Origin of the sequence: Rhizobium sp. WYCCWR 11146 (genome assembly GCF_013591995.1) — a bacterium.
In the GTDB taxonomy this organism is placed as follows: domain Bacteria; phylum Pseudomonadota; class Alphaproteobacteria; order Rhizobiales; family Rhizobiaceae; genus Rhizobium; species Rhizobium indicum.
Map to the genome: position 1 here is coordinate 75417 of NZ_JACCEY010000038.1, position 14128 is coordinate 89544.

The 14128-nt window shown below is 60.9% G+C and carries 18 protein-coding genes; 4 read left to right on the plus strand and 14 right to left on the minus strand.

Annotated elements, in window-relative coordinates:
• Positions 1-85: 85 nt before the first annotated feature.
• Positions 86-1060 (minus strand): oxidoreductase, encoded by a 975-nt coding sequence (locus HX899_RS29645; protein ID WP_171599357.1) that lies wholly within the window; start codon positions 1058-1060, stop codon positions 86-88.
• Between the two features lie 58 nt (positions 1061-1118).
• On the opposite strand from HX899_RS29645, the gene HX899_RS29650 reads away from it, so the two are divergent.
• Positions 1119-2156, plus strand: a complete 1038-nt coding sequence (locus HX899_RS29650) for an AraC family transcriptional regulator (RefSeq protein ID WP_181294044.1) — start codon at positions 1119-1121, stop codon at positions 2154-2156.
• Between the two features lie 317 nt (positions 2157-2473).
• Positions 2474-2650: a hypothetical protein gene (locus HX899_RS29655; RefSeq protein WP_166471192.1), complete on the plus strand. Its 177-nt coding sequence runs from the start codon at positions 2474-2476 to the stop codon at positions 2648-2650.
• Between the two features lie 37 nt (positions 2651-2687).
• On the opposite strand, the gene HX899_RS29660 is transcribed toward HX899_RS29655, so the two are convergent.
• The 5 genes from HX899_RS29660 to HX899_RS29680 form a co-directional block, all read right to left on the minus strand.
• Positions 2688-2894 carry a hypothetical protein gene (locus HX899_RS29660; RefSeq protein ID WP_029875294.1) on the minus strand — a complete coding sequence of 69 codons (207 nt, stop codon included), beginning with the start codon at positions 2892-2894 and terminating at the stop codon, positions 2688-2690.
• A 46-nt stretch (positions 2895-2940) separates the two neighbouring features.
• On the minus strand, positions 2941-3708 hold the full coding sequence (locus tag HX899_RS29665; RefSeq protein ID WP_180195767.1) for a Crp/Fnr family transcriptional regulator: 768 nt from the start codon (positions 3706-3708) through the stop codon (positions 2941-2943).
• A gap of 171 nt (positions 3709-3879) precedes the next feature.
• Positions 3880-4230, minus strand: a complete 351-nt coding sequence (locus HX899_RS29670; protein ID WP_181294045.1) for a hypothetical protein — start codon at positions 4228-4230, stop codon at positions 3880-3882.
• A 511-nt stretch (positions 4231-4741) separates the two neighbouring features.
• Positions 4742-5689: a peptidoglycan-binding domain-containing protein gene (locus tag HX899_RS29675; RefSeq protein ID WP_181294046.1), complete on the minus strand. Its 948-nt coding sequence runs from the start codon at positions 5687-5689 to the stop codon at positions 4742-4744.
• On the minus strand, positions 5661-7238 hold the full coding sequence (locus HX899_RS29680) for a HAMP domain-containing sensor histidine kinase (RefSeq protein WP_210273865.1): 1578 nt from the start codon (positions 7236-7238) through the stop codon (positions 5661-5663). The genes HX899_RS29675 and HX899_RS29680 overlap by 29 nt, the downstream gene beginning before the upstream one ends.
• A 412-nt stretch (positions 7239-7650) precedes the next feature.
• Here HX899_RS29680 and HX899_RS29685 point away from each other — a divergent pair, with 412 nt between their 5' ends.
• A complete protein-coding gene (locus HX899_RS29685; RefSeq protein WP_029875299.1) occupies positions 7651-8145 on the plus strand; it encodes a DUF5330 domain-containing protein in 495 nt (164 codons plus the stop codon).
• A gap of 329 nt (positions 8146-8474) precedes the next feature.
• Entirely contained in the window at positions 8475-8897 is a 423-nt protein-coding gene (locus tag HX899_RS29690) for a SufE family protein (RefSeq protein ID WP_171599354.1), read from the plus strand.
• A 275-nt stretch (positions 8898-9172) separates the two neighbouring features.
• On the opposite strand, the gene HX899_RS29695 is transcribed toward HX899_RS29690, so the two are convergent.
• From HX899_RS29695 to mbhE, 8 genes are all read right to left on the minus strand, one after another.
• A complete protein-coding gene (locus tag HX899_RS29695; RefSeq protein ID WP_003546634.1) occupies positions 9173-9604 on the minus strand; it encodes a MucR family transcriptional regulator in 432 nt (143 codons plus the stop codon).
• A gap of 440 nt (positions 9605-10044) precedes the next feature.
• A complete protein-coding gene (gene mnhG, locus HX899_RS29700) occupies positions 10045-10377 on the minus strand; it encodes a monovalent cation/H(+) antiporter subunit G (protein WP_138328509.1) in 333 nt (110 codons plus the stop codon).
• The gene (locus HX899_RS29705) at positions 10374-10727 is read right to left on the minus strand and encodes a cation:proton antiporter (protein WP_138328510.1); all 354 of its coding nucleotides are present in this window, start codon (positions 10725-10727) and stop codon (positions 10374-10376) included. The genes mnhG and HX899_RS29705 overlap by 4 nt, the downstream gene beginning before the upstream one ends.
• Positions 10724-11197, minus strand: a complete 474-nt coding sequence (locus HX899_RS29710) for a Na+/H+ antiporter subunit E (RefSeq protein ID WP_181294048.1) — start codon at positions 11195-11197, stop codon at positions 10724-10726. Before HX899_RS29710 ends, HX899_RS29705 begins: the two co-directional genes overlap by 4 nt.
• A complete protein-coding gene (locus HX899_RS29715; RefSeq protein WP_181294049.1) occupies positions 11194-12759 on the minus strand; it encodes a Na+/H+ antiporter subunit D in 1566 nt (521 codons plus the stop codon). Before HX899_RS29715 ends, HX899_RS29710 begins: the two co-directional genes overlap by 4 nt.
• A 250-nt stretch (positions 12760-13009) precedes the next feature.
• Positions 13010-13387 (minus strand): Na+/H+ antiporter subunit C, encoded by a 378-nt coding sequence (locus HX899_RS29720; protein WP_138328974.1) that lies wholly within the window; start codon positions 13385-13387, stop codon positions 13010-13012.
• The gene (locus tag HX899_RS29725) at positions 13387-13806 is read right to left on the minus strand and encodes a Na(+)/H(+) antiporter subunit B (protein ID WP_003557795.1); all 420 of its coding nucleotides are present in this window, start codon (positions 13804-13806) and stop codon (positions 13387-13389) included. Before HX899_RS29725 ends, HX899_RS29720 begins: the two co-directional genes overlap by 1 nt.
• 4 nt (positions 13807-13810) lie before the next feature.
• Positions 13811-14128: hydrogen gas-evolving membrane-bound hydrogenase subunit E (gene mbhE, locus HX899_RS35315; protein WP_348647946.1), on the minus strand; the 318-nt coding region annotated here is incomplete at its 5' end.

Here is a 14128-nt window from a genome sequence, read left to right on the forward strand (position 1 = left end):
TAAGTTGCAAACAGCGGCAGAACCTTAGACTTAGGTTGTAGGGAAAGCGGACTCCCTGACTGTAGGCCGGCCATGTAGCGCCCCATCAGCTGGCGATGAAGCCCGTCAGCCGCTCGCTCAGCTGCCAGAGGCGTTCGGCAAATTCCGGATCGGTTGCCCAAGGACGGACACCGAGCATCTCGGTCGAATCGCCGGAGACGGCGGTGGCGATATCGCAGTTCTCGCAATAGACGCCGCCGAGACCCTCGAGCTTCTCGCTGACGGCGCACCAGACGGTGGTCGACGCCCCTTGCTCAATCGTCTTCTTGTTGTTTTCCGGATCGATGACCGGCTTGCCGTCCTCGTCGACATAGCCGCTCGCCTTGAGGAAGTCGCTCGACTGATGGCGGACCAGATTGGTGGTGACGATCCCGCCGGGATGCAGTGAGAAGGCTCTGACACCGTGCTTCGCACCCAAAGCGTCCAGTGAGATCGCAAAGAGAGCATTTGCCGTCTTCGACTGGCCATAGGCGAGATAGGGTGCGTATTCGCGGTTCTTGAAATTCGGATCGTCGAAATCGACGCCGGAGAAGACGTGGCCGCGCGAGGAGACGGCGACGACGCGTGCACCCTCGGCCTTCACCAGCGCCGGCCAGAGGCGGGCAGTGAGCTGGAAATGACCGAGATGATTGGTGGAGAACTGCGATTCGTAACCGCGGGCATCACGGGTCAGCGGGTTCGCCATGACGGCAGCATTGTTGATGAGCAGATGCAGGGGGTCGCCGCTTTCGAGGAAGCGGTCGGCGAAGTCGTCGATCGACCCGGGCTCCATCAGGTCGAGCTTTTCCACCGTAAGGCCGGGAATGCTTTGCACGGCCGCCTTGGCTTTTCCGAGATTGCGGGCGGGGACGACAACCCTGGCGCCGGCTTCGGCGAGCACACGAGCCGTCTCGAGGCCAAGACCGGAATAACCACCGGTGACGATCGCGACCTTGCCTGAAAGATCGTGCCCGGCAATGACATCGGCGGCGGTAGAGGCCGCACCGAAACCGGAACCGATGGGAGCTTGTGGGGTGGACATTGCGTGCCCTCCGTTGTTGCATGATGGCGTTGTGTACGCCCGGGAAACGGGATTCTGAATGCTTGCAAATCCCGATTTCCTGCTTCATCGTTCAAAAATGATCAGTGACCCGCTCTCCGAAATGCTCAATCTGCTCGATGCACGCTGCCTTGTGTCGGGCGGGCTGATCGCCGGCGGCGCCTGGGCGCTGCGCTTCCCCCGGCCGAACCGGATCAAGATCAGCGCGGTCGCCAAAGGGCGCTGCTGGCTTTGCCTCGACAATGGCAGAGAACCCATTCTGCTCGAGGCAGGCGACGTTGCGCTTCTGAACGGCCGGCATTCGTTCGTCCTGGCGAGCGACCTTGCCGTTACGCCCACTGACGCGGTCGGCGCCTTCAAGGAGAAGGTCGACGGCATGGCACGCCACGGCGTTGGCGAGGATTTCCATTATCTCGGTGGCCACATCGCGCTCGGACCGCAGGGCATGGAGTTGCTGTCCGACGTACTGCCGCCGATCATTCATGTGCGCGCCGCCCTTGCCGAAGCCGGCGTGCTGCGCTGGCTACTCGACCAGTTGGTCCGGGAGATGGCGGCAAAGCGGCCAGGCGCCCTGCTCGCCTCGACCCAGCTTGCGCAGTTGATGTTCGTGCAGGTGCTGAGGGCGCACATCATGAGCTCGGCGCCATTGACGGTCGGGTGGCTCCGAGCCTTCGGCGACGATCGCATTGCGCCGGCGCTGCGGCTGATGCATGGCGATCCCGGCCGGTCCTGGCAGCTTGGCGAACTGGCAAAGGCGGCCGGCATGTCGCGCACGAGCTTTGCCCTGCGGTTCAAGACCGTGGCGGGGGTTGCGCCGCTCACCTATCTGATCGGCTGGCGCATGCGCCTTGCCGAACGCGAGCTGCGGGAGGGCAGCATGCCGGTTTCAGCACTGGCGCTTTCGCTCGGTTACACATCCGAAAGCGCCTTCAGCAACGCCTTCAAACGGATGACGGGTATGGCGCCCAGGCGCTACCGCGTGGCGATGGCCCGCAAGGCCGGGCCGATCGAAGAGGTGGTGGATGTCGAGGGGCAGGCGATGACGACGCATTACAGGCTTTTGAAGGCGGCATCGTAGCGGCGCGAGATCCGCATGATTTTAGGCCCGATCGGCCCAGCAGCATCATGCTCTCAATGCTGTCGCCCGCATTCCGTGATGAAGTGGATTAAAGATGGCCGTCGCCTGTGTAGCATTTGTCCGGACGTATTTTTGAAGACATGCGGCCCATTGGCTGGAATGTTGGCCAGCGAAGATGCGCTCAGGGTCGACGCCTGTCCGCGGAAGATGAATTGCAGCTCCCCCTCCATGACATTGTCTCATTCCGTACCATTCCACCGGTCGAGTCACGACCCTGATAAGTTAAATCAACTGATTTGGTATAGAAGGAGAAAATGATGACTGTCACCGTGATCAAACCCGCACAGGATCGGAAAAAAGTGTCCGATGCTTATGAACTTGACTATTTTGTGCAGAAACACGCCATCGCCAGAATGGACGCGATCCGGATTCTCAATCTGCACCGATCTGATCGAGATGCCTCCGATCGCGCGGCGCATCGTCTCAAAAGGTGATCTACCAACCGGGACGAGACGGACGGGATTTTCCCTTTCATTTGCCAATGAGATTTAACGCGAGGCCGACCAGCGCATCCTTGGTCGTTGTCCCCTTTTGAAAGGCATACAAAAGAACTGTTAAGAGATCCGAGCCGTCTTCGCTATCGGGCGAGATGTCATGCCGGGCGCAGGCCTCTTGGAAGGCGATCAGGAGCACTGTCGAAGCGGTCTCGTCTACATGGTGATTGTAAAATGAAGTCACGCATCATCCTTAAGGGTTGCCGACGTCAAATGCGTTCAGTTGTCGATCAGGCAGGCCGTATCAACGGCGCGGCATCATTCGGAACCGGCTTCGATTTACCAAGAGGAATGCCGGTCAGCCGTTCGTATTCTATCTCAGCCGGGCCATAGGTGCCTTGGCAGAGGTGCATCAGCCCGGTGCGATCCTGCACGAGAACTGCCCCACGTTGCGATTTGATGAAGTGCTTCGCTTCTAGAATTTGCAGGGCCACTGTTACACCCGGCCTACGCACGCCAAGCATCATCGCAAGAAATTCATGGGTCACATAGAAGCTGTCGCCACTGACGCGGTCGTGAACCATGAGGATCCATCGCGCCAGCCGCTCTTCCAGTTTGATCTGACCGTTTGCAAGAGCGGTGTAGGTGGTCTGGATACCGAGCGTACGGGCATAATGCATCAAGAGTTCTGTTAACGCGGCGCTCTGAGACATCGCGTCTTGAAGATTGCCGGCAGAAATACGAAGCGCCGAGCCGCCCATCTGGACGAAGCAGTCGAACGGGCTTTCTGTATCGCCCTGGACCAGCGACGTTCCAGTCATGCCATCCCTGCCGAAAAGGCCGACCTCGACGGTTGAACCGCCCTCTTTGCTTGCCACCACCGAACCAAGACCCGTCTCGAAAAAATAGACGAAGTTGATCGGCTGATGCGCCTTTTCGAGCGACTGACGAAGGTTGAGCTGCATTCTCTCCAGACTGGGGGCAAGCAGGCGCCGATCTTCAGGGGCAAGGGCACACAACAAATGGTTCTTGAACGTGCTCATATTTTGGTTGGTCATCGTGCTCTCTGGGGCGAAAGCACGACGATCTTCCAAACGTCAGCGCCCTTACGTGGCTGACGTCATATATAAGGTTGCGCTTAAAAACTGCATTGCGCAACAACTTTTGTACGAAATCGTACATAGTTGCACCTAGGCGTTGTTTTGGAAGGAGGATTTGGCCCACACTGGTTACGCTTGTGATGCGGCGACTGGTCGTCGTTTGCCGATGCCGTTTCGGAGCGATGTCTCCTGAAGTTTGAGTCGGCGAACTTCATCTTCCCCGCGCGCAGCGAGAATGAAAACACGTTCTTTCCCATCGGGAGCTCGAACCTCGGCGACAACGTCTCGCGCTATCAGCTCTTCCATGGTGATATCCGATACCCCCGGGATCACCGAAGTCGGCTGCGGTTCTGGATAATATTGGTCGAGAAATCTGATAGCCTTGTTTTGTCTGTTGCCGAGGCCAAGCCGCGGCCCGTCGTCAAATTCCTCCCTGCGTTCACATTGCGCTTGGCTTGACGAAGCCGGTCGACGTTTCATCGCTATTTCCTCTCGCGTTTTTGATATGATCGGGAAGTCGGTGAGTTGCAGACCGGATGGGTAAAAAGCTCGTCTGCCTTTTCGTTGGCCATAGGAAGAAAACGGGAAAATCCCTCTATTCTTCACGACATCGCGCCAGATTGGCACAGCTTGCACATACTGACGGGCACAACGAGCCGTTGCAACAATAGTTCCGTGTGTATCGACTCTCAGCGCGCTGGAGCGGCCGGCGTCAGCTGTCGGGTCCGCAATCGGGATAGGCGGCCCTACTCATCTTCAGTCGTCCGGTTGGAGCTCCGAGGCTAGTAGAAGTAACGGTTCGACCGCTTGCAAGCTTAGCTCGACAGAAAAATATCTAAGGGCCCCTTCGCGTCTGACATTGCTTCAGGATCGAGACGCTGGGATTGGCCCGAGGGACGCTTGTCACGTGCGGCAGTTTCGATTCATCCGGCAATGCGGTGCAGGAAGGCCTTGCCATACTGACCTGGCGCCGTTTTGCGAGGCGCGGAAGCTAGATCGCCCCGATGTCCTTAAGTTTCTTCAGCACAGCCTGGTTCGGCTCGCCGTCTTCGGGCAGGTTGTAGTGCTTCTGAAAATGGCGGATGGCCGCGCGGGTCTGTTCGCCGGCAACGCCGTCGACGCCGACATTGGCATAGGCCATGTTGGAAAGACCCTTCTGGATCTTCAACACTAGGTCGACATTGGTGATTTGGCTGGATGGAACCTGCTTTGCCGCAGATGGAACCGTTTTGACGGTCTTCTCGGCGCTGCGGATCGCCGCGGCCACCGGGTCTTCCGCCGCCGCCTTCGAGCTCACATCCTCGGGCGGCCTTTCGGCGGGTACGGTCGAGGGGCCGGCAGCATCGGTCTTCAGCGCCACTAGCACCTCTGGTGTCGGATCGCCGGTCTGGGTCATGCCGACGGTTTCCTCGAAGAACAGAATGGCCGCACTGGTGCGGGGGCCGATAATGCCGTCGGGTATACCGTTATAGAGGCCGCGACGCACCAGCTGCTGCTGGATGTCCATGACGAGCTGGCTCGGCTGCTGGCCGGGTGCGGCAGGCGCCGGTGTCGCGTTGGTGGTGGCGGTATCCTGCGGCCGTTCGATCCGGAAGGTGGTGACGTCGCCCTGTTGCTCCTCGGCCGGGCGGCGGGCGCCGAGCACGGTCGGAGATTGCGGATCGCGGGTGCGGAAGATCGGATGCGGATGCAGGCCCGGCTGATACCAGAGCGCATTGGCGGCGACGAAGGAGAAGATGACGGCGAAGGTGATCGCGCCGCCGGCGACCGACGGATTGCGGCCGATGACGCCGCCGAGCACCGAGGCGCCCTGCAGGCCGACCCCGCCGAGCACGGATGCGCCCTGCAGGCCGAGCCCGCCGAGGGCGGCAGCGCCTGACATCAGAAGGCCCGGCTGCTGCCGTTTTCCCTTAGGCGATTTTCGCTTGCGCGCGGCCATCGAACCCCTCTTCCAATCCTGCACCACTATTGACCGCGCCCTTCAGCCGCGGCGGAAACTCGACAGTCGCGCCATGACCGGCGTCTTCGGCGTGCTGTGCACCCGAGCCGTCCGTCGCAATCTCGATGGTGATAATCGTGCCTTCGCCCGGCTGGCTGGCGATGGCGAAATACCCGCCATGCAGCGCCACCAGCCCCTTGACCAGGGAGAGACCGAGGCCGGAACCTTCGAAGCGGCGCGTGTAATCGTTCTGGATCTGGACGAAGGGCTGGCCGAGCAATGCCAGCTTGTCGGCCGGGATGCCGATGCCGGTGTCGCTGACCGTCAGCTTGAGGATGCCGTCGCGCGCTGCCGCATCGACCGAGACGACGCCGCCGGCCTCGGTGAACTTTATGGCATTGCCGACGAGATTGATGAGGATCTGCTGGATGGCGCGCTGATCGGCGACGACCTCGCCGAGGCCGCGCTGGATACGGCTGGTCAGCGTGAGGCCCTTGGTCTTGGCCTGCAATGCCAGCATCGATTCGCAGGATTTGACGGAGCTCGATATGTCGAAGGCTTCGAGGATCAGCTCGTAGCGGCCGGCCTCGATCTTGCTCATGTCGAGCATGGTGTTGACGACAGACAGCAGATGCGCCCCGGATTCGCGGACCAGGCCGACATATTCGCGCTGGCGGTCGTTTTCGAACTTGCCGAAATATTCGCCGATCAGGATGTCGGAAAAACCGAGAATGGCGTTCAGCGGCGTGCGCAGCTCATGGCTGACGGCCGCGAGGAAGCGCGATTTGGCGTCATTTGCTGATTCGGCATCGGCCGCGCGGTTCTGGGCTTCGTCACGCAGCTGCTGCTCGACGGAGACATCGCGCAGCTGGGCAATGATGGCGGCAAGCTCGCCGTCGGCATCGCGTCGGGCCGTCATGTCCATTCTCAGATAGGCGAACTGGCGCTGATCACGCGAGACCGAAGGCCGGTCGAGGCGCAGGTCGACGCTCTGAGCATCCTCGCCCCGGCGCAGGCCATCGAGCGCCTGCAGGAAAAGAATGCGGTCGGAGACATGCACTTGTTCGAGGAAGCCCCTGCCCTTGGGATCGCGCATCCAGGCGAGGAAATCGCGCCGGTCGCGACCGCCGACGGTCGCCACACTGCCGTGCGGGTCGAGGAAGAAGACGAGGCCCGGGGTGGCGGCAAGGAAGAAATCCTCGGCCGACTGCGTGGCGATACCGGCGGACGAACCCTGACGGGCGAGCGCGATGCTGCCGACGGCGGAAAAGAGAAAGGCGGCGCAGACCATGGCGACACCTGCCGGCAGCGCCACGGCCGGACTGGTGACCGCCGAAAGGCCGATAGGAGCGGCAACGAGAGCAGCCGACGAGAGCAGCACGAGGCGGCGCAGGATCGCGAGCTCGCGTTGGCGCACGGCTTCACCGCCGCCCGTCCGGGAGAGCCAGCTTGTCGCTGCCCGGTCTACGAGGGCCGTCATCCAGCCGCCAATGTTACTCAATACACGCACGCAATACCCGCCCGAAAGGCTGTCTATCGATCCGGACAATAGGCCTTGGCGACTTAAAGAAAGGATAAGGCAAAAGCGCTGTTCACAGCCTGAAACGGCTGAAATTCTCGTTTTGAAGCATCTGGAAGGCTCTTTGCCTTTTGTGGTTAATAGGGGGTAAGCGACGGATTTTCCTCATATTTCAGCATTGCGTTAACTCCTGTGGCAAGGCGAGCCGGCAAAAGTCCTGCAATTGCAAGCAGGTGCTGCCCTGATGCTTAACGGCGATCGCTCGCATTCGACTAAAATGTCCCTCAAATGCCGTTCGCTAAAATTTGAACTAAATTTGCCGCAAATGCGCGTGAGTTTCGAAAAGCGGCATTCGCAACTTGGCGGTAGGGTGAAAACACACCGGACAACCGGCCTGATTCGGCAACAAGAACCGGACGGGGAAACAGGATGGGCAACGACAATGTGGTTTCTGATCAAAGGATCCTTCTGGTTTGGCCTCGTGCTCGTGCTTCTTTCCGTCTTCAGCACGGAGAGTTCCGACAAGCTCGCCAACGGCCCGCAATTGCAGCTGTCCGACGCGTTCACGGCGGCAAGCGGCGCCTATGACTATTTGACCGGCATGTGCTCGGAGAAGCCCGAAGTCTGCGCCAAGGGTACGGAGACCCTCACCGCACTCGGCTACCGGGCCCGCGAAGGCGCCCGCGTTGCCTATGAACTTCTCGACAGCCAGTTCAAGGACGAGGCGCCGGCGACCGCAAAGCTTGCCGAACCGCAGATGCCGGTGGCGCTCAACATGCCTTCCCTCACCACGCCTGCCATCCAGGAAAAGGTGCGCGAGGCAAAAGCCGCGCTCAACCAGCCGATGCCTTACCGTCCGCCGGTCGAAGATGACGCCTCCTCTGAGACGGTGGTGACCGGCGCGATCCCGCTGCCGACGCCGAAGCCGGCGACCTGACGAAATTCCTGCGGGTAATCGCCCGCAACGCATTTGTTCTTACGCAATTCCGGTCGGAAAACCGCTTCGCACTTCTCCTGGAATTGCTTTGAGCTTGCATCGGTGGTCCGCATGACGCGGAGATGCCCCATGCCTGACGTGCCTGCCCTGTTTAATTCAGCATGTTGCTGCGCCGTGAGGATGCCCATCCCTCACGGCGTTTCTTTTTAACGGTTCAAATCTGCCGGTCTTTCACCTATATGCAGTCTTAGAGCACTTCCTGACGCATTCCGGACGCAAAACCGCTGCGCACTTTTGCTGGAACTGCTTCAATAGTGAAAGGCTTCTCCATGGCATCCCTCGACCAGATCATCGACGACTTCGCTTTCCTGGACGATTGGGAAGATCGCTACCGCTATGTCATCGAACTCGGCAAGGCGCTGCCCGACCTGGCCGAGGAGAAGCGTACCTCGGAGAATAAGGTGATGGGCTGCGCCAGCCAGGTGTGGCTGGTGAGCCATACGACAGGCGATCCCGACAACCCGGTCATGAGCTTCGAGGGTGATTCCGACGCCCATATTGTGCGCGGTCTCGTCGCCATCGTGCTTGCCACCTATTCCGGCAAGACAGCATCCGAGATCGCCGGGCTCGATGCCTTCGAGATATTCTCGAAGATCGGCCTGGTGGAGAACCTGTCATCGCAGCGTTCGAACGGACTGCGGTCGATGGTGAACAGGATCCGCGAAGAGGCAAGGGTCCGCGCTGCGGCTTGACCGTGCTCGTGGCTGGCCTGCTTTGAGAGCCAAAGGACGGGCGAGCGGATCGGTGCCGGCTCTGCAATCGAGTATATTAACACTTGCTCATAGTATAGGAATACATTCTAAGCCTGCCGGCCAAGCATAAGACGGGATCGCTTACGCTGTCGTGGCGTCCGGCCGAATCAGCCTCAACGCTTAGTATCCGAAAAGAGTATTTCTACGTCTTGAAAAGGCACACAAAAAAGCCGGGCACAAGACCCGGCTTTTGTCGTCGATGCTTTCGAAAAAGCTCAGCCGCGGCCGCGCTTGCGGCGCTGCCCGAGGCCCATCTCCTTTGCCAGGCGCGAACGCGCTTCGGCATAAGCGGGCGCTACCATCGGGTAATCGGTCGGCAGGTCCCACTTCTCGCGGTATTCTTCCGGCGAGAGGCTGTGATGCGTCATCAGGTGACGCTTGAGGGACTTGAAGTTGCCGCCGCATTCCAAACACGTGATCTGCTCGTCCTGTACGGACTTGCGGACAGAAACTGCAGGCTTCTGTTTTTCGACGATCGCCGCAGCAGGCTGCGGTACGGACGTGTTGCTCAGTGCCGAATGCACGTCGGAAATCAGATTGGCCAGGTCGCTGACCGGTACAACATGGTTGCTGACATAGGCCGCGACGATGTCGGCTGTCAGTTCCACAAGCAGCTCCGGCGCACTGCCGGTCGCTATATCCGTCATATTCTTTCTCCTGTTAGCATGCTCAAACGGTCTTTGACTGACACGCCAAAGACCCGCCTCGTAGAAGCGAACAGCAAAAGCACAGGAAGCGACCTTCTGTTTCGAAAAACGCGAAATCCACCCCTAGATTCCGAAGAGCGTGACCTGTTCTTATACTGCCTGACTGGAAACCACTACGTCATGCCCCAGGCGATGGCCTCAGTTTAGACATTAAAAATCAAAACTGAGGGACTTGGAAGCAGTACGATTGCAATTCACAATCAGAACTCTACTTGCATTTTCAAATACCATCGTTTGGTCGAAAGGCCAATTATTATTTGTCGTTTTTCTTGAGAAAAAATGACAGATGAAGAATTGAGGGGCTCTTCGGCAAGCTTTACTCACAGCTTCCTGTGCATAAGTTTTGCATAAATCTGGTAAAGCCGCCGAACAGCATAGGCTCAACGATCCCTGATATCGTCACGGACCGAGAGTGCACCGAGATCATATCCCGAACGATGGGCAGCTCTGGCAAGCAGATGGGCCGCCACCGGTGCCGTCAGCAGAAAGAAGACGAAACCGGCAATGGCGCGGGCGAGAATCGCCGGGTCCTGCGAATAAAGGCCGGCGGCAAGGAGCAACAGGCCGGAGCCGACAGTCCCCGCCTTCGAGGCCGAATGCATGCGCGTATAGAGATCAGGCAGCCGGACCAGGCCGATCGCTGCCGCAAGCGCAAAGAGCGAACCAACGATCAAAAGCAAGGCGGTGACGGCAGCCACGATATAATCGATCATCGCTTCTTCCCCCCTGCCCGGCGTTTTTGCGTGTTGCCATTTGCCGCAGATGCGGACGGCTTCGATTTGATGTTGCCGCGCGACAGCACGAATCGGGCGAAGGCGACAGTCGCCAGGAAACCGACGAGGCCGAGCGAGATGGCAATATCGATATAGAGCGAAAAGCCTGTCTTGACCGCGATGACGGCGATGAAACCGATAGCGATGCCGGTCAGCATGTCGAGGGCGAGGATCCGGTCCGGCAATGTCGGGCCGGCAACGACGCGCCACACAGTCAGAATCAGCGCCAGGCCGAGGATGACGAGTGCGGCCGAGGACGCGACCGCGACGATGGCGGCAGGTGTGATCACCGGAAGGCCTCCATGATCTTGCGTTCGAAACCGTAGGCAATATCACGCTTGGTCGCCTCCGGATCGGAACAATCAAGCGCGTGCACATAGAGCGTGCGGCGATCTGTGGAGACGTCGACCGAAAGCGTGCCTGGAGTCAGCGTGATGAGGTTTGCCAGCAAAGTGATCTCGAAATCGCTCGTCACCGTCAGCGGGAAGGCGAAGATGCCGGGCTTCAGCTTCATATCGGGCGAGAGGACGGTGACCGTGACCTTCCAGGCCGACAGCGACAATTCCTTCAGGAACAGAGCGGCGAGCGAGAGCACCGGGAGAACGCGAGGGATATGTCCCTTCCCGCCGAAGGATTCACGGATGATGACCAGCGACAAGGCCCCGAGCAGCAAGCCGAGGACGAGATTGTGCAGCGAGGCGCTGCCGGTAACAGCGATCCAGGCAATGGCAAGCAACAGGTTGAAGAGGAAGAAGATCACGGCGCGCGCCCTTCCGGGAAGACCGAATGAAGATAGGCCTGGGGATCGGCCAGGCCGGCCGCGGCCGATTGCGACAGCGCCAGCAACTGTTCCGGCAATATCCCGAAGCCGATGACCAGCGCGGTCAGCACCGCGAGCGGCAGGCCCGTGCGCCACCTGGCCCCGGGCGGTCTCAGGGCTATCGGCGTCGGGGCTATCGGCGCCGGGCGCCAATAGGCGAGCAGGAAGAGACGGCCGAAGGCGATCGTCGTCAGAAAACCGCCGACGAGGATCGAGGCCGCCAGCCACCAGGCGCCGAGATCGAGCGAGGCCTTGACGAGAATGACTTTCGGCCAGAAGCCGGAAAAGGGCGGCAGGCCACAGGCGGCAAGGAAGAGCACGAGGGAGAGCGCAGTGAAGCCGCCGCTTTGCCTGTAGAGCCCGCCGAGGGCCGATAGCGAAAAGCCGCCACCGCGCCGGGCGATCTCGCCGGCGGCAAGATAAAGCGCCGTCATCAGCAGCATGGAATGGAGCGCATAGAAGACAGCGCCGCTGATGCCGCCAAGGCCGCCGAGGGCGACGCCGGCAAGCATGTTGCCGATGCCCGATATGACGACATAGCCGAACAGCCTGCGGATATCGTTTTCGGCAAGCGCGCCGAGAGCGCCGACGACAATCGTCGCGGCGGCGGCGAGCGCGATCACCGGGCTCAATTCCTGGCGCTCCATCGGCAACAGCATGACCATCACCCGGATCAGCGCGTAGATGCCGACCTTGGTGAGCAGGCCGGCAAACAGCGCCGAGACCACGATACGCGGCGTGTGGTAGGCGGCGGGCAGCCAGAAATTAACCGGGAAGGCTGCCGCCTTCATGCCGAAGGCGAGCAGGAAGAGGCTTGCCAGCGTCATCAGCGGCGCCGTGCCGCGCAAATCCCCAGCTTTTGCAGCGATATCGGCCATATTGAGCGTGCCGAAGGCGGCATAGAGAATGCCGACGCCGACCAGGAACAGGGTCGTGGCGATCAGATTGAGCACCGCATATTTCAGCGCGCCGTCGATCTGCTCACGTTCGGAACCAAGGATGATCAGCCCGAAGGAGGAGATCAGCAGCACCTCGAACCAGACATAGAGATTGAAGATATCGCCGGTGAGAAAGGCGCCGGTGACGCCGGCCATCAGCAGCATGAGCAGTGGGAAGAAGCCGTATCGCCGGCCGCTTTCGCCGATATCGGCCAGCGCATAGATGCCGCCGGCGAGCGCGGCAAGGGCCGCGGTGAAGGCCATCAACGCACCGAAGAGATCGACGCTGAAGGCGATGCCGAAGGGCGGCAGCCAGCGGCCCATGACCATGGTCAGCGGCCCCTCGGCCGCGACCTTGGCAAGCAGCGCCGCATCGATCAGCGCCAGCGCCGCAAGGCCGGGGATGGCAAGCCAGGCCTGCAGACGGGGATAGCCGCGCAGCATCAGCAGGACGGCACCCAGCGTAATGCAATGGGCGACCGGCAGGATGGCGAGCCAATGCCCGATCGGCACCGGGGCGGCGATCAGGGCGGCAGAGAGATCGACGGTGGTGGGGGCGGCCATCAGATGGCGCCTCCGCTGTCGCGAGAGAGGGCCCGCCGTGGGGCACCCCCCTCTGCCCTGCCGGGCATCTCCCCCACAAGGGGGGAGATTGGCAAGACGCACCGGCTTCCCGAAATCTTGATCGTGCGCCAAGCGACATCGGCTTTGTGCGGCGTTTGAGTAGGGCAAGAGGGCGCCTCCAGCCGATCTCCCCCCTTGTGGGGGAGATGCCCGGCAGGGCAGAGGGGGGTGGGCATCCGCACCAACATCCTCAATACCCCAATGGCGGCAGCGGCCGGTCGTCGGGCTCGGCGGCGCGCATGTCGTTGGTGTCGTCGGTGCCGAGGTCCTGATAGGCGCGGTAGGTCAGCACCAGCAGGAAGGCGAGGAAGGAGAAGGAGATGACGATCGCCGTCAGGATAAGCGCCTGTGGCAGCGGGTTGGCCGTGCCTGCGGGCAGACTGTCGAGACCCGCCGGGATGATCGGCGGCACCTCGCGCGTCAGCCGGCCGCCGGTAAAGAGCAGCAGATTGACGGCGTTGCCGAGGATGGCGATGCCGAGCATGATGCGGATCGAGAATTTCGACAACATCAGATAGATGGCGGCGGCAAAGAACAGGCCGACGAGGATCGCCAGAAGCGGCTCCATCATTCCACCTCCTTTTCCTCGAGCGCCAGTGCGATCGAGGTGATGGCGCCGAGCACGACAAGATAGACGCCGATATCGAAGAGCATGACGCTGGACAGCGGCACCTCGGCGCCGAAAAGCGTCGGATAGATCCAGAGGCCGGTCATGAAGGGAACGGCAAACAGGATGGAGAGAAGACCGGCCGCCGTCGACAGCAGCAAGCCGAAGCCGGCAATCGACAGCGGATGGAAGAACAGCGCCCGGCGAACGGCGCCAACGCCGCGGGCAATGCCGTAGATCGCCAGTCCCGAGGCGGCGATCAGCCCGCCGATGAAGCCGCCGCCCGGCTCGTTATGGCCGCGCAGCAGCACGAAGACGGAAAACAGCAGCATCAGCGCGGTGAGGAACGGGGCGACGGTGCGGAAGATGAGGGTGTTCACGCGCTCAGCCCTCCGCCGCGGGATCGTTGGCGGCAAGCTTGCGCTCGCTGCCGGCGCGGATGCGGATCAGCGCCAGAATGGCAAGGCCGGTGACCGCGACGACGGCGATTTCGCCGAGCGTGTCGGTGCCACGGAAATCGACGATGATGACGTTGACGACATTGGCGCCGTGGGCGATCGATTTGGAATAGGCGTTGAAGAAGGCCGTCAGCGCATCGTTGAACGGCGCCTCGGTCGCGCGCATCAGCAAAAGCGTGAAGCCGAGGCCACAGGCGAGCGCCAGCGCGCCGTCGAAGAGCTTGCGGCCGAGCGGGCGCCGATC